Here is an 18,312-nt window from a genome sequence, read left to right on the forward strand (position 1 = left end):
GTGTTCCGGCGTTCGATCTACAAGTCGCCCGCCCAGTTGCGATCGATGGTCGCGGCGGGTCGCGTGACGGCCGCGGCACTCGGTGAGGCTCGACAGCGTGCCGTGCCCGGCGCGACCGGCCTCGAACTCGATGCCGCCGCGCAGCGAACGATCATCGCGGCAGGCGGCCGCTCGAACTTCCAGCTCGTCCCCGGGTATCGCCACACCCTGTGCGTCTCGGTGAACGACGACGTGGTCCACGGCATTCCCGGTGATCGGCGCTTCCAGCCCGGCGATATCGTCTCGGTCGACGGCGGCGCGGAGGTCGACGGGTGGAACGGAGACTCGGCGTTCACGATCGTGCTGCCCGACCCGGCCCGGCCCGAGATCGTCTCGGCGAGGGAGACGCTCTCGGCGGTCACCGAGAACGCGCTCTGGCACGGCATCGCGACGCTCGCCCGCGCCTCGTACCTGAACGAGGTCGGCGCGGCGATCGAGGACTACGTGCTCGGCGAGGGGGAGTACGGCATCCTCACCGAGTACGTCGGCCATGGCATCGGCCGCACGATGCACGAGGAGCCGCCGGTGTTCAACTACCGCGTCGACCGCCGCGGCCCCGCAGTGAAGCCCGGCCTCGTCGTCGCGATCGAACCGATGCTCGTCGCCGGCGCGGTCGACACCTTCGTACGCGACGACGACTGGACCGTCACCACCGCAGACGGCGCCGACGCGGCGCACTGGGAGCACAGCGTCGCCGTGCACGCCGCGGGAATCTGGGTGCTCACGGCCGCCGACGGCGGCGCCGAGGGCCTTGCGCCGTTCGGCATCGTGCCGGCGCCGATCGACTGAGCGTTCCCGACCCGTCGCAGGGCCGTCGGGGATAGGCTGAACGCGGGCGCCGGGGGATCGCAGTGGTGCCGATCGAGCCGGGGGTGATCGAGGTGGAGTTCATCGGGATCGGGGTGGGACGCGGGATCGCGATCGGCCCAGTCGCCTGGATGTCTCCGCCGCCGCCTGAACCGTCGGTCGCGCCGAGTGCGCTCCGCACCGAAGAAGAACTCGAGCGGGCGCGGGCCGCTGCGGCGGAGGTCGCGCGAGAGCTCCGACGCCGGGCGGAGGCCGCCGAGGGCACCACGGGCGAGGTGCTCGAAGCCCAAGCGCTGATGCTCGAGGATCCCGCGGTCCACGCGAGCGTCGCCGAGCACGCGGCCCGCGGCCAGACCGCCGAACGGGCAGTGTTCGAAGCCTTCGACGGATATCGTGAGCTGCTCTCCGGCATGGGCGGGTACCTCGCCGAACGCGCCGCAGACCTCGCCGACGTCGCACAGCGGGTGATCGCGGTCCTGTCCGGTGCGCCCGCTCCCGGAATTCCAGACCCCGGGCATCCTTTCGTGCTCGTGGCGAACGACCTCGCCCCTGCCGACACCGCGACCCTCGACCTCGGTCGGGTACTCGCCGTCGTGACGCTCGAGGGTGGGCCGACATCGCACACGGCGATCCTCGCGCGCGAGAAGTCGCTCGTCGCGATCGTCGGCGCGGATGCCGCGGGGCTCGTCGAGGGGGAGACCGTGATCGTCGACGCGGCGAGGGGGCGCATCGTGCGCGATCCCTCCGGTGACGAGATCGCCGCCGCGTCAGCGCGGAAGGCGGAGCTGGAGGCGGAGGCGATGGCGCCGATCGCGCCGGGACGTCTCGCCGACGGCACACCCGTTCCGTTGCTCGCCAACCTCGGGGACCCGGCCGGGGCCGAAGAGGCCGTCCGTCTCGGCGCGGAGGGCGTCGGATTGTTCCGGACCGAGTTCCTCTTCCTCGGGTCCGATGTCGAGCCGTCGGGCACGGTGCAGCAGGAAGCCTACGAACGCCTCCTCGCAGCCTTCCCCGGGAAGAAGGTCGTGGTGCGGGTGCTCGACGCCGGCGCCGACAAGCCGCTCGCCTTCCTCGGCGTGCGGCACGAGGAGAATCCGGCACTCGGGCTGCGGGGCATCCGTGCGCTGCGACGCGCCGAGCCGATGCTGCGCGGGCAGCTCGACGCCCTCGCCGTCGCAGCTTCGCGGACGCAGGCACGGCTCGAGGTGATGGCGCCGATGGTCGCGACGGTCGAGGAGGCAGCCTGGTTCTCAGCGCTCGCCCACGAGGCGGGGCTCCCGGTCGCCGGCATCATGGTCGAGGTGCCCGCCGCCGCGCTGCTCGCCAAGCGCTTGCTCACCGCCGTCGAGTTCGCGTCGATCGGCACGAACGACCTCACGCAGTACACGATGGCTGCCGATCGCCTGCTCGGCGATGCGGCCGAACTGCAGGACCCGTGGCATCCGGCCGTGCTCGGCCTCGTCGGCGCGGTGGGCGAGGCAGGGGCGGAGCTCGACAAGCCGGTCGGCATCTGCGGCGAGGCCGCCGCCGACCCGCTCCTCGCGGTCGTGCTCGTCGGACTCGGCGCGACGAGCCTGTCGATGGCGCCCTCGGCGCTCGCCGGGGTGCGGGCGAGGCTTCTCCGCTATTCGGCTGCGCAGGCCCGAACGATCGCCGAGGCGGCGCTCGGCGCCGACGGGGCGGCATCGGCGCGGTCGGCTGCGGAATCCGCGGCGGACGCGTTCGGCTGAACGGGTCCCGAGGGGTGCTCGCCGGGGGGACCCACCCGGCTGCATGCTCGACTGGCGAAAACGGTTGAAATAGCCTAAAGTTGACCCTTGGTGTTCTGCACGCCTGCCTTGGCATGCCCGACGACCTCGTCCGAGGGCATCGCACATGGTACGCGTGCAGCAGTCATCGCACGACCAGCATCCCCAACTCCAAGCGATAGTGAGGCTATGGCCAAGAAAGACGGCGTCATCGAGATCGAAGGCTCGGTCATCGAGGCTCTTCCGAACGCAATGTTCCGGGTGGAGCTCACGAACGGCCACAAGGTCCTCGCGCACATCTCAGGGAAGATGCGCCAGCACTACATCCGCATCCTCCCCGAGGATCGCGTGATCGTCGAGCTGAGCCCCTATGACCTGACGCGCGGGCGCATCGTCTACCGCTACAAGTAAGGGCTGCCGGAAAGTAACGGCCCGTGGCATTCCGCGGGTACGAGGACAGCGAATCAGAGGAACCACTGTGAAGGTCAACCCCAGCGTCAAGCGCATCTGCGAGAAGTGCAAGGTCATCCGCCGCCACGGCCGCGTGATGGTCATCTGCGAGAACCCGCGCCACAAGCAGCGCCAAGGTTGAGCCGAAGGTCGACGTCGCGAAGCGGCATCGACCGAAGGCTCAAGGTCGAGCAAGGCGCCCCGGCGCTGCATCGAGACCTCGGCGCACGAGCAGGCTTCACACGAGGCATCCGCTCACCACAACTGAACACCGCATCGGCACTGCCAGATCCCGCTCGCGCGGGTGACACCTCGGGACGGAGGCCCGGGCACCGGCAGTGCTCCACACCTCCACTTCGAAACAGGAGAAGCCACACATGGCACGTCTGGCAGGAGTCGACATCCCGCGCGAGAAGCGCGTGGAGATCGCACTGACTTACATTTTCGGCGTCGGCCGCACTCGCGCGCTGCAGACGCTCGCGGAGACCGGTATCGACGGGAACATCCGCGTGAAGGACCTCAGCGACGACCAGCTGGTCGCCCTTCGCGACTACATCGAGGGCAACTTCAAGGTGGAGGGCGACCTCCGCCGCGAGGTCGCCGCCGACATCCGCCGCAAGGTCGAGATCGGCTCGTACGAGGGCATTCGCCACCGTCGCGGCCTTCCGGTCCGCGGACAGCGCACCAAGACCAACGCTCGCACCCGTAAGGGCCCGAAGCGCACCGTCGCCGGCAAGAAGAAGCCCGGCCGCAAGTAACCGCTCGTCGCCAGATCTAGGAGATTTCACACATGGCAGCACCAAAGGCGGCTACTCGCAAGCCGCGCAAGAAGGAAAAGAAGAACATCGCCGTGGGCCAGGCTCACATCAAGTCGACGTTCAACAACACGATCGTCTCGATCACCGACACCAACGGTGCCGTGATCAGCTGGGCCTCTTCGGGCGGCGTCGGCTTCAAGGGCTCGCGCAAGTCGACCCCGTTCGCCGCGCAGCTCGCGGCCGAGTCGGCTGCGCGCCAGGCGCAGGAACACGGCATGAAGAAGGTCGACGTCTTCGTCAAGGGCCCCGGCTCGGGCCGTGAGACCGCGATCCGTTCGCTCCAGGCCGCCGGCCTCGAGGTCGGCAGCATCAACGATGTGACGCCGCAGGCGCACAACGGCTGCCGCCCGCCGAAGCGCCGTCGCGTCTAAGGCTCTCCGGGCCGGTGGTCGGGCCGGGCTCTTCGGAGCCCGCCCGGCCACCGGACATCCGTTCTCACACAACTCAAGATCCTCGACCTCGCAGGTGTCATATAGCGGACACCCTGCCGAAAGGAATCAACAGTGCTGATCGCACAGCGCCCGACGCTCACCGAAGAGAACATCTCGGAGTTCCGTTCGCGTTTCGTGATCGAGCCCCTCGAGCCGGGCTTCGGTTACACCCTCGGCAACTCGCTTCGCCGCACCCTCCTCTCCTCGATCCCCGGCGCAGCCGTGACGAGCATCCGCATCGACGGGGTGCTCCACGAGTTCTCGACCGTTCCCGGTGTGAAGGAGGATGTCACCGAGATCATCCTGAACATCAAGAACCTGGTCGTCTCGAGCGAGCACGACGAGCCCATCACCGCGTACCTGCGCAAGCAGGGTGCGGGTGAGGTCACCGCCGCCGACATCTCCGCTCCTGCGGGTGTCGAGGTGCACAACCCCGAGCTGGTCATCGCGACGCTCAACGACTCGGCGAAGTTCGAGCTCGAGCTCACGATCGAGCGCGGCCGTGGCTATGTCTCGGCTTCGCAGAACCGCAACGAGTACTCGGAGGCCGGCCAGATCCCGGTCGACTCGATCTACTCGCCGGTGCTCAAGGTCACCTACCGCGTCGAGGCCACCCGCGCCGGCGAGCGCACCGACTTCGACCGCCTCGTGGTCGACGTCGAGTCGAAGCCGGCCATCTCGCCGCGCGACGCGATCGCCTCGGCCGGCCGCACCCTCACCGAGCTGTTCGGCCTCGCGCGCGAGCTGAACACCGCGGCCGAGGGCATCGAGATCGGCCCCGCGCCGGTCGACGCGGTGCTCTCGAGCGAGCTCTCGATCCCGATCGAAGACCTCGATCTCTCGGTGCGCAGCTACAACTGCCTGAAGCGCGAAGGCATCAACACGGTGTCGGAGCTCGTCGCCCTGAGCGAGTCGCAGCTCATGAACATCCGCAACTTCGGTCAGAAGTCGGTCGACGAGGTCAAGGACAAGCTCACCGAGATGAACCTGTCGCTCAAGGACTCGGTGCCCGGCTTCGACGGCGCCCACTTCTACACCGGCTTCGACGACGAGAACTAGTCGCTCGCGCACGTAGCACCGACCCCCACACACTGGAGATAACGAACCATGCCGAAGCCCACCAAGGGCCCCCGCCTCGGAGGCGGCCCCTCGCACGAGCGGCTCATGCTCGCGAACCTCGCGGCTGCGCTCTACACGCACAAGAGCATCACCACGACCGAGACCAAGGCGAAGCGGCTCCGCCCGCTCGCCGAGCGCCTCATCACGTTCGCGAAGCGCGGCGACCTGCACGCCCGCCGTCGCGTGCTCGCCGTGATCGGCGACAAGGCCGTCGTGCACGAGCTTTTCGCAGTCATCGCGCCGCAGGTCGCCGACCGTGAGGGCGGCTACACCCGCATCACGAAGATCGGCAACCGCAAGGGCGACAACGCGCCCATGGCGGTCATCGAGCTCGTGCTCGAGCCGGTCGTGAAGAAGCAGCGCGCCACCAAGCCCGCCGCCGCGGCGCCCGTCGCCGTAGAGCCCGAGGCCGAGGTCGTCGAGGAGGCCGCTGAGGCCCCCGCCGCCGAGGAGGCCCCCGAGGCCCCCGCCGCCGAGGAGGCCACCGAGGCCCCCGCCGCCGAGGAGACCGAGGCGGCCGAGGCCAAGTAGTCTCGCCCTGCAGAACGGGCCCCTGTGCAGAACGCACGGGGGCCCGTTCGCGTATCTCCCGGGCCTCGCATCGGCACGCCAGAACGGGCCGGACCTTGGCCGAAGCGGTGCGCGCCTAAACTCGATCCATGCCCGAATCCGTTCACGCGTCGACGCCCGAGCGCACCGACCCCGTGGCCGGCACGGCAGCAGCCGGCACCGCGAGCGAGGCGAGCCTCAGGATCCGACTCGCGATCGCCTACGACGGCACCGACTTCAAGGGATGGAGTCGCCAGCCGGGTCTGCGGACCGTGCAGGGCGTCATCGAAGAAGCACTCGCCACGCTGTTCCGCCGTGAGCACGTCGTCCCGAGGCTGACGGTCGCGGGCCGCACCGACGCCGGAGTCCATGCCGTCGGGCAGGTCGCGCATGTCGATGTGCCGCTCGCGGCCTTCACCGCGGTGACCCGGCCGCGACGCGGCGAGGTCGCAGGCCTCGTGGCCACCGATCCTCCGACGGTGCTGCTCCGCCGCCTCGGCGGCATCCTCGGTGCCGCTGACGCCGATGTCGTCGTCACGAGCGCCGAGATCGCGCCCAGCGGCTTCGACGCCCGATTCTCCGCCGTCTGGCGGCGCTACGAGTACCGCATCGCCGACGCCTCGGCGACGAAGGATCCGCTGCAGAGACTGCGCACGGTCTGGTTGCCGCGCGGGCTCGACGCGGGTGCCATGGATGCCGCGGCCGAGAACCTCACCGGTCTCCACGACTTCGCGGCGTTCTGCAGGCCGCGCCCCGAGGCGACGACCATCCGCACGCTGCAGGAGTTCAGCTGGCATCGCGGTCCCGACGGCGTGCTCGTCGCGCGGTTGCAGGCCGATGCCTTCTGCCACTCCATGGTCCGGGCGCTCGTGGGCGCCTGCGTCGCGGTGGGGGAGGGGCGGCTCGAGCCGGACGGTCCTGAAGCACTCCTCGCGGCCGGGCGGCGCACGAGCGAGTTCAAGGTGATGCCGGCGAAGGGGCTCGTGCTCACCGAGGTCGGCTACCCCGACGACGCCGAGCTCGAGGCCCGCGCCGCGCAGACGCGAGCGAGGCGGGAGCTCCGGCCGCGTGGCATCCGCGACCCGGCGGAGGAGCCGCGATTCTGATTCGCGGGTCGAAGCTGCTAGAATCTCCCTTTGGTGCCGTTCTCTGCAGCGGTGCCCGAAGTTGAGCCCTCCACCAGGCGTTCGTCAGCGTGAGCGATCGAACTCCCCCGGAGTGGGATTCACGAACCCCTCACTCGATCAGAAAGCAGCACTTCCGTGACGCGCACCTATACCCCGAAGTCGAACGAGATCCAGCGCGACTGGGTCGTCATCGACGCGACCGACATCGTCCTCGGCCGTCTCGCGAGCCACTCCGCAGCCCTGCTGCGCGGCAAGCACAAGGCGATCTTCGCCAACCATGTCGACACCGGTGACTTCGTCATCATCGTCAACGCCGAGAAGGTGGCACTCACCGGACAGAAGCTCGAGCAGAAGAAGGCGTACCGCCACTCGGGCTACCCGGGCGGTCTCAAGGCCGTCGGCTACGCCGAGCTCCTCGAGAAGAACCCCGTTCGCGCCGTCGAGAAGGCGATCCGCGGCATGCTCCCGAAGAACTCGCTCGGTCGGGCCCAGCTGAAGAAGCTCAAGGTCTACGCGGGCCCCGAGCACCCGCACGCCGCGCAGCAGCCCAAGCCGTACACCCTCACCCAGGTCGCCCAGTAATTCCGGCACCCTCGACGTTCTCGAAATAAGGATTCACACCAACATGGCGAAGATCGCAGACCAGATCGAAGCGGCTCCCGAGAGCTACACGACCGAGAGCGCCCCCGAGGCCGCTCCCACCACCCCCCGTCCCGTGCTCAACGTGTCGGGCGCGGCCGTCGGCCGTCGCAAGCAGGCCATCGCCCGCGTGCGCGTCGTTCCCGGCGCCGGCACCATCACGGTCAACGGCCGCGAGTTCGCGGCGTACTTCCCGAACAAGCTGCACCAGCAGCTCATCACCGACCCGTTCACCGTGCTCGAGCTCACCGGCTCGTACGACGTGGTCGCGAAGATCACCGGCGGCGGCCCCTCGGGCCAGGCCGGTGCGCTCCGCCTCGCGATCGCCCGTGCACTCAACGAGATCGACCGTGAGAACAACCGCCCGACCCTGAAGAAGGCCGGATTCCTCACTCGCGACGCCCGCGTCATCGAGCGCAAGAAGGCCGGTCTCAAGAAGGCGCGCAAGGCTCCGCAGTTCTCGAAGCGTTAATCCGCTCCGCGAATCCGTATGCCTCGGCTTTTCGGAACGGACGGGGTCCGGGGCCTGGCCAACCGTGAACTCACGGCTGACCTGGCCCTGGGCCTCTCCCAGGCGGCTGCGGCCGTCCTCACGCAGGGGCGTCACGCCGACGAGAACCGCGCAGCGGGGCGGCGCCCGGTCGCCGTCGTCGCGCGCGACCCCAGGGTCTCCGGTGAGTTCCTCACCGCCGCGGTCTCTGCGGGCCTTGCGAGCTCGGGTGTCGACGTGCTCGACGCCGGGGTCATCCCGACGCCCGCGGCCGCATTCCTCATCGACTCGATCAAGGCCGACTTCGGTGTCATGATCTCGGCGTCGCACAACCCGGCGCCCGACAACGGCATCAAGTTCTTCTCCTTCGGCGGTACCAAGCTGCCCGACGAGGTCGAAGATCGCATCGAGTCCTACCTCGGCAAGCAGAAGCTGGCTCCGGTCGGCGACGGCGTCGGGCGAATCCGCCGCTTCGCCGACGCCGAAGACCGCTATGTCGTGCACCTGCTCGGCACCCTCCCGAACCGTCTCGACGGCATCAAGGTCGTGCTCGACTGCGCCCACGGCGCCGCCGCCGGAGTCTCGCCCGAGACCTTCAAGGACGCGGGGGCCGAACTCGTCGTCATCGGGGCGGACCCCGATGGTGTCAACATCAACGACGGCGTCGGTTCGACGCACCTCGACAAGCTGCAGGCCGCCGTGCTCGAGCACGGCGCCGATGTGGGCATCGCCCACGACGGCGACGCCGACCGCTGCCTCGCCGTCGACGCCGACGGCAACATCGTCGACGGCGACATGATCATGGCGATCCTCGCGCTCTCGATGAAGGAGCGGGGCAAGCTCACCGACGACACGCTCGTCGTGACGGTCATGTCGAACCTCGGCCTCAAGCGCGCGATGGCCGAGCACGGCATCGACGTCGTCGAGACCAGGGTCGGCGATCGGTACGTGCTCGAGGCACTCGGCGCCGGCGGGTTCGCCCTCGGCGGCGAGCAGTCGGGCCACGTCATCATGAGCGAGTACGCGACCACCGGCGACGGGGTGCTGACCGGACTGCATCTGGTCGCCGAGATGGCGCGCACCGGCAAGTCGCTCGCCGAACTGGCCAGTGCGATGACGGTCTACCCGCAGGTGCTGGTGAACGTGCGCGGCGTCGATCACCACAGTCTCGGCGGCAACGAGCGCATCGCCGCAGCCGTCGCCGAGATCGAGGCCGAACTCGGCGACTCGGGCCGGGTGCTGTTGCGGCCGTCGGGCACCGAGCCCATGGTGCGGGTCATGGTCGAGGCATCCGATCAGACCGAGGCCGACCGTCATGCGGCGACCCTGGCCGAGGTCGTGAAGACCGAACTGGCCCTCTGAGCGCTGCTTCGTTTCTCAGGAGCCGAACCCCGGAACGCCGCGTTGCTCAGGAGAGAACGCGGCGTGTCGGGGTCGCTGCCGCTGTTCCGTCCTGAGAAAGCCCGGATTCTTCCTGAGAAGACTCAGCGACGTGCTGAGAGGCTCAGAGTTTGCGCAGCAGCACGCTCGAGACCGTGTGGTCGGCGCTCTTGCGCAGCACGAGCGAGGCGCGCGAACGGGTCGGCCGGATGTTCTGCAGCAGGTTCGGCTCGTTGATCGATTTCCAGATCTCGCGCGAACGGTGGCGTGCCTCGTCCTCGGTGAGCGAGGCGTAGCGGTGGAAGTACGAACGGGGGTTCGCGAACGCGCCCCGCTGGAGCTTCAGGAAGCGCTCCTCGTACCAGCGCGCGATGTCGCTCGTGCGTGCGTCGACGTAGATCGTGAAGTCGAAGAGATCGCTGACGGCCAGGCGGTGCCCGGGGCCAGGCGGCTGCAGCACGTTGAGACCTTCCACGATGAGGACGTCGGGTCGACGGACGGTCACCTGGGCGTCGGGAACGATGTCGTAGGCGAGGTGCGAGTAGAACGGCGCGCGAACCTCGGCGGCGCCGGCCTTCACCTCGCTGACGAAGCGCAGGAGCGCCCGGCGGTCGTACGACTCGGGGAATCCCTTGCGGGCCATGAGTCCGCGGCGCTCGAGCTCGGCGTTCGGGAAGAGGAACCCGTCGGTCGTCACGAGTTCGACCCGGGGCGTGTGCTCCCAACGGGCGAGGAGTTCGCGCAGGAGCCTCGCGATGGTCGACTTGCCGACCGCGACCGAGCCAGCGACGCCGATCACGAACGGGGTCGACTCGAAGCGTTCACGCAGGAACTCGCTCGCGACCTTGTGCAGCGACTTGGTACCGCCGACGTAGAGGTTCAGCAACCGGCTGAGCGGCAGGTAGACCTCGGCCACCTCGGTCGGGTCGAGCGGCTCGCCGAGGCCGCGCAGCTGCACGATCTCGGTCTCCCGGAGCGGCGACGGCATCGACGGCGCGAGCGCCGCCCAGTCGGCTCGATCGAGTTCGATGAACGGCGAGATCTGCGTCGGGTGCGACGACGGGCTCTGCTGATCCGGCACCGTGCCAGTGTAGTGCGGTGCACGGCGCCCGCAGCGGCATCCCGCCCGATGGCCACAGGGCGGCGGCTCAGCCGTTCGCCAGTAGAATCGCCCCCATGTGTGGAATCGTCGGATACGTCGGAGAGCGCAACAGCCTCGACGTCCTCATGGGTGGCCTGCGCCGCCTCGAATACCGTGGCTACGACTCGGCGGGGGTGGCGGTCGTCGACGACGACGGCGCCATCGAGACCGCGAAGCGGGCCGGCAAGCTGAAGGTCCTCGCCGACGAGCTCGAGCGGAACCCGCTGCGCCATGGCGGCACCGGCATCGGCCACACCCGCTGGGCGACCCACGGCGGACCGACCGACCGGAACGCGCACCCGCACCTCGGCGACGAGGGCCGGCTCGCGCTCATCCACAACGGCATCATCGAGAACTTCTCCGAGCTGAAGGACGAACTGCTCGCCGAGGGCTTCACCTTCGAGTCCGAGACCGACACCGAGGTCGCCGCCGTGCTCCTCGGTCGCGAGTACCGCGACGCCGGCGACCTCCGCACGGCATTCCGCAACACCGTCTCGCGCCTCGAGGGCGCCTTCACCCTGCTCGCCGTGCACCGCGCCGAGCCCGGCGTCGTCGTCGGCGCGCGCCGCAACTCGCCGCTCGTGATCGGGCTCGGCGAGGGCGAGAACTTCCTCGGTTCCGACGTCGCCGCATTCGTGGAGTACACGAAGCAGGCCGTCGCCGTCGGCCAGGACCAGATCGTGACGATCACCGCCGACGAGGTCGTCATCACAGGTTTCGACGGGTCGCCCGTCGAGGTCGAGGCCTTCGAGGTCGCCTGGGATGCCTCGGCCGCCGAGAAGGGCGGATGGTCGTCGTTCATGCGCAAGGAGGTCTCGGAGCAGCCCGAGGCCGTCGCCAACACGCTTCGCGGCCGCGTGGTCGACGGAGCCGTGGTGATCCCCGAGCTCGAGGGCTTCGGCGACGACGAGCTCCGCGGCATCCGACGCATCACCGTGATCGCGTGCGGCACCGCCTCCTACGCCGGCATGGTCGCGAAGTACGCGATCGAGCAGTGGGCGCGCGTCCCGGTCGAAGTCGAGCTCAGCCACGAGTTCCGCTACCGCGAGCCTGTGATCGGCGACGACACCCTCGTCGTCTCGATCAGCCAGTCGGGCGAGACGATGGACACGCTCATGGCGGTCAAGTACGCCCGCGAACAGGGTGCCCGCACGATCTCGATCTGCAACACGCAGGGTGCCACGATCCCGCGCGAATCCGATGCGGTGGTCTACACGCACGCCGGCCCCGAGGTCGCGGTCGCCTCGACGAAGGCGTTCGTCGCGCAGATCACGGCGCTCTACCTCTTCGGGCTGCATCTCGCGCGAGTGCGGGGCACGCTCGGCGAGGCCGAGCTCGCGGCCCAGCTCGCCGAACTGACCGCGGTGCCCGAGAAGATCGAGCAGGTGCTCGGCGAGGCCGACAAGGTCGCGCAGCTCGCACACTGGATGGCGGACACCCGTTCGGTGCTCTTCCTCGGCCGCCACGTGGGCTACCCGATCGCACTCGAGGGCGCGCTGAAGCTCAAGGAGCTCGCGTACATCCACGCCGAGGGCTTCGCCGCCGGCGAGCTGAAGCACGGGCCGATCGCGCTCATCGAGCCGGGGCTGCCGGTGTTCGTCGTCGTGCCGAGCCCGCGCCACGACCGGAGCCTGCACCCGAAGGTCGTCTCGAACATCCAGGAGATCCGTGCCCGCGGCGCCCGCGTCATCGCGATCGCCGAGGCCGGCGACGCCGCGGTGCTGCCGTTCGCCGACGAGGTCGTGCGCATCCCGCTCGCGGGCCCGCTCTTCGAGCCGTTGCTCGCGGTGGTGCCGCTCCAGATCTTCGCGATGGAGCTCTCGCAGGCGAAGGGGCTCGACGTCGACCAGCCGCGCAACCTCGCGAAGTCGGTGACGGTCGAGTGACCATGGGCGCGGGGGCCGCGTGATCGCCGGCATCGGCATCGACGTCGTGGACATCGGGCGCTTCGAGCGTTCGGTCACCCGGACCCCCGCGCTCCTCGAACGTCTGTTCGCCGAGAGCGAACGTGATCGTCCGGCACGATCGCTCGCCGCACGTTTCGCGGCGAAGGAGGCGCTCATCAAGGCGCTCGGCGGGCACGCGGTGATCCGCTGGCACGACATGCGGATCGTGCAGGACGCCGAGGGCAACCCCGACTTCGCGCTCTCGGGGGCGCTTGCGCGGCACGTCGCCGAGCTCGGCATCGATCGGGTGCATCTTTCGATGAGCCACGACGCGGGCATCGCGAGCGCCTTCGTCGTGCTCGAGAAGGGGAACGAACGATGAGCCGGCAGGATGCCACGGGGTCGCCGTTCCGCGAGGCGGTCATCGACCTCGACGCGCTCACCGGCAATGTGCGCACGCTCGCCGCTCGCATGGCCCCGGCCGAGATCATCGCGGTGGTGAAGGCCGACGCCTACGGGCACGGCGCGGTCGCCGCCGCTCGTGCCGCCCTTGCGGGCGGCGCGACCCGCCTCGGTGTCGCCGACCTCGACGAGGCGCACGAGCTGCGCGACGCCGGCATCGATGCTCCCGTGCTCGCCTGGCTGCACGGGCCCGACGCCGACTTCGCCCGCGCGGTCCGCGCGGGCATCGAGCTCGGCATCTCCAGCCGCGCACAGCTCGAGCGCGCGGCGGAGGCCGCGGTCGAACTCGCCCGCGGCGGCGGTGCCGTCGCGCCCGCGTGCGTGCACCTCAAGATCGACACCGGGCTCAGCCGCAACGGCGTGCCCGAAGCGGAGTGGGCCGACGTGGTCGCCGTGGCCGCGGGCCTCGAACGCGACGGGCTGGTCGAGGTGGTCGGGATCTTCAGCCACTTCGCGAACACCTCGCGCGAGGTCGACAGCGCTCAGCTCGAGGCCTTCGAACGCGCGCTCGCCGATGCCCGGGCAGCCGGACTCTCGCCGCGGATCCGGCACATCGCCTCCACCGAGCAGGCGCTGCGCGACCCGGCCTCCCGCTACGACGCGGTGCGCATCGGGATCGGCATGTACGGGCTCACGCCGTTCGGAGACGGCACGACCTCGACCGAGCTCGGGCTCACCCCAGTGATGACGCTCCGTGCCCGAGTCGCGGCCGTGCGCCGCGTCGAGTCGGGCGCGGGCGCCTCGTACAGCCACATCTGGCACGCCGAGCAGGCGAGCACCCTCGCCCTGGTGCCGCTCGGCTACGCCGACGGGGTGCCGCGTCAGGCGTCCGGCAACGGGGCGGAGGCGCTCCTCGCCGGTCGCCGCCGGCCGGTCGCCGGTCGCATCGCCATGGACCAGTTCATCCTCGACGTCGGCGACGACGAGGTGTCGATCGGCGACGAGGTCGTGCTCTTCGGCGACCCGGCGACGGGGGCCCCGACCGCAGACGAGTGGGGCGCGGCGGCGGGCACGATCGGCTACGAGATCGTCACCCGCATCGGCCCTCGCGTGCCGCGCCGATACGTCGGCGGTGCCGGTGCGAGCCAGGCTGCGAGCACGACCGAGGTCCGCCCGTGACGCTGTCGGCCACTTTCGCGACGGCCGAGGAGATGGGCGAGTTCGGCCGCGACCTCGGGCGCGGGCTCCGCCCCGGAGACCTGCTCGTGCTCACCGGGCCGCTCGGGGCGGGCAAGACCACCCTCACCCGGGGCATCGGCGCAGGCCTCGGCGTGCGCGGCCCCGTGCAGAGCCCGACGTTCGTCATCGCCCGCACCCACCCGAACCTCGGCGACGGCCCGCCGCTCATCCACGTCGACGCCTACCGGCTCGGCGAGGCGGCGCTCGTCGACGACCTCGATCTCGACGTCGCACGCTCGGTCGTCGTCGTCGAGTGGGGCGCCGGCCTCGTCGAGGAGCTCAGCGACTCGCGGCTCGAGATCGTGATCGAGCGCCCGACCGGTGCGAGCGAGGCGCGAGGCGAGGCTGACGGCGAGGAGGCCGGCGACGACGAGCTCGACGCCGACGAGCCGCGCACCGTCACCGTGCGCGGCATCGGACCCCGGTGGGCGGGCACCCTGTACGCCGTCTCGGCGTAGGCTTGTCCCCATGCTCCTCGCGATCGACACCTCGACGGGCACGAGTGTCGCGATCGTCGATCGCGACGCCGCGAGCGGCGAACTGCGCGTCCTCGCCGAGACCGGCACCGACGACACCATGCGCCACGCCGAGGTGATCGGCGGGTTCATCCGAGATGCGCTCGACGAGGCCGGCATCGCCCCCGATCGCCTCTCCGGCGTCGCCGCCGGCATGGGCCCGGGGCCGTTCACCGGCCTCCGGGTCGGCATCGCCGCGGCGCACGCCTTCGCCCTGGGCGTCGCCCGCCCCTTCGTGCCCGTGCCGAGCCACGACGCGATCGCCTGGTCGCGGTACACCGCGGGGGAGACCGGTCCGCTGCAGGTCGTCACCGACGCGCGGCGCCGGGAGTTCGCCGTCTCCGAGTACGACGGGCTCGACGTGGCCGGGCTGCCGGTGCGCGTGACCGGCCCCGGGCTCGCGCCACGCGACGCACTGCCCGAGCCGCGAGGCATCCGGTTCGAGGCGGCCGTCGTCTCGGCGGGCGCCGTGGGACTCGTCGCCGAACTCGCCTTCGCCGCCGGTCGCCTGCCGATCGCCGCCGACGCGCCCCTCTACCTCCGAGCCCCCGACGTCACCCCGTCGGCCGGAAGGCGGGTGCTCCGGTGAGCGTGTTCATGCGCCGCGCCCGGCTCGGCGACCTCGACGCGATCATGCGGCTCGAGCGGGCCACCTTCACCGAGGACGCCTGGCCCGAAGACGCGATGCGCCGCGAACTCGAGAGCCCGCACGGCTACTACCTGGTGGCGGTCGACGACGAGCTCGCGTCGCGTCAGGCGCACGCCGGGTCGGGCGGTGCCGACGAGGTCGACGACGAGGCATCCGAGGCGCAGCATGACGAGTCGGATGCCGCGTGGCCCCCGCTGCTCGGCTACGCCGGCCTGCTGGCGCCCTCGGGCGGCGACCAGGGAGACATCCAGACGATCGCCGTCGACCCGGCCGCACGCGGAATCGGCCTCGGTCGAGGGCTCATGCATGCGCTCATCACCGAGTCGCGGCGCCGCGGCATCGCGCAGCTCTTCCTCGAGGTGCGTGCCGACAATCCGATCGCCCGGTCCTTGTACGAGTCGCTCGGCTTCGTGGAGATCGGGGTGCGCCCGAGGTACTATCGGCGCGGCGTCGATGCGATCATGATGCAGCTCGCCGTACCCCCGGCGGTCACACGGCCGGCGGGCGGCGCCGGCGGCGCGACCATCCGAGGGGTGAGCCGATGAACACCGGCGACCCGCTCATCCTCGGCATCGAGACGTCCTGCGACGAGACCGGCGTGGGCATCGTGCGCGGCACGACGCTGCTCGCCAACACGATCGCCTCCTCGATGGAGGAGCACGCGCGCTACGGCGGCGTCGTTCCCGAGGTCGCGGCCCGCGCGCACCTCGAGGCGATGGGGCCGACGATCCGTGCGGCGCTCGCCGAGGCATCCGTCACGCTCGACGAGATCGACGCGGTCGCCGTCACGAGCGGGCCGGGCCTCGCCGGGGCGCTCATGGTCGGCGTCGGGGCCGCGAAGGCGCTCGCGCTCTCCCTGGGGGTCCCGATCTACGCGGTGAACCACCTCGTCGGGCATGTGGGGGCCGACCTCCTCGACACGTCCGACCCGCTCGAGACGCCGACGGTGGCACTGCTCGTCTCCGGCGGACACACCTCGCTCCTCCTGGTCCGCGACCTCGTCTCCGACGTCGAACTGCTCGGCGAGACCATCGACGACGCCGCAGGCGAGGCCTTCGACAAGGTCGCCCGCGTGCTCGGCCTGCCCTACCCCGGAGGGCCCGAGATCGACCGCGCAGCGGTGGGCGGCGACCCCGAGGCGATCCGCTTCCCGCGGGGACTCACCCGTCCGAAGGACCTCGCGGCGCACCGCTACGACTTCAGTTTCTCAGGGCTGAAGACCGCCGTCGCCCGCTGGGTCGAGCAGCGTGAGGCCGCCGGCGAGCCCGTGCCGGTCGCCGACGTCGCCGCGAGCTTCCGGGAGGCGGTCGTCGACGTGCTGGTCGCGAAGGCGATCGACGCGTGCACCGAACTCGGGGTGCCGCGACTGCTCCTCGGCGGCGGGGTCATCGCGAACGCGCGCCTGCGTGACGTCGCCGCCGAACGGGCCGAGGCGGCGGGCATCGCACTGCGGGTCCCACCCCTCTCGCTCTGCACCGACAACGGCGCGATGATCGCGGCACTCGGCGCGCAGCTCGTGATGGCGGGCCATGCGCCGTCCGACCTCGGCTTCGGCGCCGATTCGACGCTGCCGGTGACCGAGATCCAGGTCGTGTGACGGCCGAAGCCTGTGCACGCGGGCCCTCGCGCGATAGTGTGGGGACGAAATCACCGGAGCGCGGCGTCGATCGTGCGCGCCCGGAGCGTCCCTCAACCCGAGGGAGCGCTGCACACACAGCATCGAGGGGAACCACCGTGACCGACCCGAACCTTCCCGAGCAGCCCGCGGGCGCCGTTCCGCCCGTGCCCCCGGCTGCTCCCGCAGCCCCGGCCGCTCCCGCGTACGGCGCGCCGCCGGCTGCTCCGGCCTACGCCGCGCCCGCCTACGGTGCACCTGCTTCGACCAAGACCAACGTGCTCGCGATCGTCTCGCTCGTCTCGGCATTCTTCGTGTCGCTCGTCGCGATCATCACCGGGCACATCGCGCTCGGCCAGATCAAGAAGACCGGCGAGCAGGGGCGTGGGCTCGCCATCGCCGGCCTCATCCTCGGGTACATCGGCCTCGTCGTGGGCATCATCCTCGTCATCGTGTGGATCGCCGCCTTCGCGTTCGTCGCCTCGAACCCCCAGATCACCACGTACTGAGCCGCGCCGGTACCCGCATCAAGCAGAGCAAGGAGCACCGATGAGTGATCCGAAGAACCCCGAGGAACTCCCCGGCGAGCCGGTCGAGCCGACGGTGCCGAACGTGCCCGAGCCCGTCGTTCCCGACGCGCCCGAGCCCGAGGTGCCCGGTGCGCCCGAGCCGGTCGTCCCGGTGGATGCGGCCGCGACCGGCCCCGAGGTGCCCTCGGTACCCGAGCCGCCGGCCGCGCCCGAGGCGCCGACCGCGCCGCCGGCTCCGCCCGCCCCGCCGGCTCCGCCCGCTCCGCCCGCCTACGGTGCAGCGGCACCCGCGGCGCCGCCGAGCTATGGCGCCGCCGCGCCGCCCCCCGCGTACGGTGCTCCGGCGCAGCCCGGTTACGGTGCTCCGGCGCAGCCGGGTTACGGTGCTCCGGCGCAGCCCGCGTACGGTCAGCCCGGGTACGGTGCCTACGGCACCGCACCGAGCAAGCCGACCCCGGTGTTCAGCTTGATCTCGCTCATCGCCGGCGTGCTCGGCATCGTGGGGGGATTCGCCGTCGTGTGGATCCCCTTCGTCGGCGGCATCATGCAGCTGTTCATCCCGGCCGCGGCCGTGGTGCTCGGCTTCATCGGCAAGCGCAAGGAGCCTGCTGCGAAGGGCATGTGGCTGACCGGCATCATCACCGGCTTCGTCGGGATCGCCATGGGCCTGCTGTCGATCGTGCTCTGGAGCGTGCTCTTCGCGAGCGTTCCCTACGGCGATTACGACGTCTACTGAGG

At 70.6% G+C, this 18,312-nt stretch carries 22 protein-coding genes; 21 read left to right on the top strand and 1 reads right to left on the bottom strand.

Annotation, left to right across the window (positions count from 1 at the left end; all coding sequences use genetic code 11):
* The 12 genes from map (at position 1) to glmM (ending at position 9,579) form a co-directional block, all read left to right on the top strand.
* Positions 1-828 (top strand): type I methionyl aminopeptidase, encoded by an 828-nt coding sequence (map, locus tag H516_RS0110885; RefSeq protein ID WP_022889745.1) that lies wholly within the window; start codon positions 1-3, stop codon positions 826-828.
* A 65-nt stretch (positions 829-893) separates the two neighbouring features.
* Complete coding sequence (gene ptsP / locus H516_RS0110890; protein WP_281166825.1) at positions 894-2,576, top strand: phosphoenolpyruvate--protein phosphotransferase; 1,683 nt, start codon at positions 894-896, stop codon at positions 2,574-2,576.
* A 207-nt stretch (positions 2,577-2,783) separates the two neighbouring features.
* Entirely contained in the window at positions 2,784-3,005 is a 222-nt protein-coding gene (infA, locus tag H516_RS0110895) for a translation initiation factor IF-1 (RefSeq protein ID WP_011186713.1), read from the top strand.
* Positions 3,006-3,072: 67 nt separating this feature from the next.
* Positions 3,073-3,186 (top strand): 50S ribosomal protein L36, encoded by a 114-nt coding sequence (gene rpmJ, locus H516_RS0110900; protein WP_022889747.1) that lies wholly within the window; start codon positions 3,073-3,075, stop codon positions 3,184-3,186.
* A 235-nt stretch (positions 3,187-3,421) separates the two neighbouring features.
* On the top strand, positions 3,422-3,802 hold the full coding sequence (gene rpsM, locus H516_RS0110905; protein WP_022889748.1) for a 30S ribosomal protein S13: 381 nt from the start codon (positions 3,422-3,424) through the stop codon (positions 3,800-3,802).
* 32 nt (positions 3,803-3,834) lie between these two features.
* Complete coding sequence (gene rpsK / locus H516_RS0110910) at positions 3,835-4,233, top strand: 30S ribosomal protein S11 (protein WP_022889749.1); 399 nt, start codon at positions 3,835-3,837, stop codon at positions 4,231-4,233.
* A 132-nt stretch (positions 4,234-4,365) separates the two neighbouring features.
* Positions 4,366-5,352 (top strand): DNA-directed RNA polymerase subunit alpha, encoded by a 987-nt coding sequence (locus tag H516_RS0110915; protein ID WP_022889750.1) that lies wholly within the window; start codon positions 4,366-4,368, stop codon positions 5,350-5,352.
* Between the two features lie 48 nt (positions 5,353-5,400).
* Positions 5,401-5,943, top strand: a complete 543-nt coding sequence (rplQ, locus tag H516_RS0110920; protein ID WP_022889751.1) for a 50S ribosomal protein L17 — start codon at positions 5,401-5,403, stop codon at positions 5,941-5,943.
* Positions 5,944-6,071: 128 nt separating this feature from the next.
* On the top strand, positions 6,072-7,067 hold the full coding sequence (gene truA, locus H516_RS19665) for a tRNA pseudouridine(38-40) synthase TruA (protein ID WP_022889752.1): 996 nt from the start codon (positions 6,072-6,074) through the stop codon (positions 7,065-7,067).
* A gap of 156 nt (positions 7,068-7,223) precedes the next feature.
* Positions 7,224-7,670 (top strand): 50S ribosomal protein L13, encoded by a 447-nt coding sequence (rplM, locus tag H516_RS0110930; RefSeq protein ID WP_022889753.1) that lies wholly within the window; start codon positions 7,224-7,226, stop codon positions 7,668-7,670.
* A 43-nt stretch (positions 7,671-7,713) separates the two neighbouring features.
* Positions 7,714-8,199, top strand: a complete 486-nt coding sequence (rpsI, locus tag H516_RS0110935) for a 30S ribosomal protein S9 (protein ID WP_022889754.1) — start codon at positions 7,714-7,716, stop codon at positions 8,197-8,199.
* Positions 8,200-8,217: 18 nt separating this feature from the next.
* Entirely contained in the window at positions 8,218-9,579 is a 1,362-nt protein-coding gene (gene glmM, locus H516_RS0110940) for a phosphoglucosamine mutase (RefSeq protein WP_022889755.1), read from the top strand.
* Between the two features lie 142 nt (positions 9,580-9,721).
* On the opposite strand, the gene coaA is transcribed toward glmM, so the two are convergent.
* Positions 9,722-10,678, bottom strand: coding sequence for a type I pantothenate kinase (gene coaA / locus H516_RS0110945; protein WP_022889756.1), 957 nt, complete (start codon positions 10,676-10,678; stop codon positions 9,722-9,724).
* 95 nt (positions 10,679-10,773) lie between these two features.
* Here coaA and glmS point away from each other — a divergent pair, with 95 nt between their 5' ends.
* From glmS to H516_RS0110990, 9 genes are all read left to right on the top strand, one after another.
* On the top strand, positions 10,774-12,624 hold the full coding sequence (gene glmS, locus H516_RS0110950) for a glutamine--fructose-6-phosphate transaminase (isomerizing) (protein WP_022889757.1): 1,851 nt from the start codon (positions 10,774-10,776) through the stop codon (positions 12,622-12,624).
* A gap of 19 nt (positions 12,625-12,643) precedes the next feature.
* Entirely contained in the window at positions 12,644-13,006 is a 363-nt protein-coding gene (locus tag H516_RS0110955) for a holo-ACP synthase (protein WP_022889758.1), read from the top strand.
* Positions 13,003-14,205, top strand: a complete 1,203-nt coding sequence (gene alr, locus H516_RS19670; RefSeq protein WP_022889759.1) for an alanine racemase — start codon at positions 13,003-13,005, stop codon at positions 14,203-14,205. The genes H516_RS0110955 and alr overlap by 4 nt, the downstream gene beginning before the upstream one ends.
* A 32-nt stretch (positions 14,206-14,237) precedes the next feature.
* Positions 14,238-14,723 (top strand): tRNA (adenosine(37)-N6)-threonylcarbamoyltransferase complex ATPase subunit type 1 TsaE, encoded by a 486-nt coding sequence (tsaE, locus tag H516_RS0110965; protein ID WP_051138814.1) that lies wholly within the window; start codon positions 14,238-14,240, stop codon positions 14,721-14,723.
* A gap of 10 nt (positions 14,724-14,733) precedes the next feature.
* Positions 14,734-15,369: a tRNA (adenosine(37)-N6)-threonylcarbamoyltransferase complex dimerization subunit type 1 TsaB gene (gene tsaB / locus H516_RS0110970; protein WP_022889761.1), complete on the top strand. Its 636-nt coding sequence runs from the start codon at positions 14,734-14,736 to the stop codon at positions 15,367-15,369.
* Complete coding sequence (locus H516_RS19675) at positions 15,366-15,974, top strand: GNAT family N-acetyltransferase (protein ID WP_033197103.1); 609 nt, start codon at positions 15,366-15,368, stop codon at positions 15,972-15,974. The genes tsaB and H516_RS19675 overlap by 4 nt, the downstream gene beginning before the upstream one ends.
* Positions 15,971-17,026: a tRNA (adenosine(37)-N6)-threonylcarbamoyltransferase complex transferase subunit TsaD gene (gene tsaD / locus H516_RS0110980; RefSeq protein ID WP_026378680.1), complete on the top strand. Its 1,056-nt coding sequence runs from the start codon at positions 15,971-15,973 to the stop codon at positions 17,024-17,026. Before H516_RS19675 ends, tsaD begins: the two co-directional genes overlap by 4 nt.
* A gap of 137 nt (positions 17,027-17,163) precedes the next feature.
* Positions 17,164-17,553, top strand: a complete 390-nt coding sequence (locus H516_RS21360; RefSeq protein ID WP_022889762.1) for a DUF4190 domain-containing protein — start codon at positions 17,164-17,166, stop codon at positions 17,551-17,553.
* A gap of 40 nt (positions 17,554-17,593) precedes the next feature.
* Complete coding sequence (locus H516_RS0110990) at positions 17,594-18,310, top strand: DUF4190 domain-containing protein (protein WP_022889763.1); 717 nt, start codon at positions 17,594-17,596, stop codon at positions 18,308-18,310.
* Positions 18,311-18,312: the final 2 nt, after the last annotated feature.

Origin of the sequence: Agromyces italicus DSM 16388 (genome assembly GCF_000421545.1) — a bacterium.
Taxonomy (GTDB): domain Bacteria; phylum Actinomycetota; class Actinomycetes; order Actinomycetales; family Microbacteriaceae; genus Agromyces; species Agromyces italicus.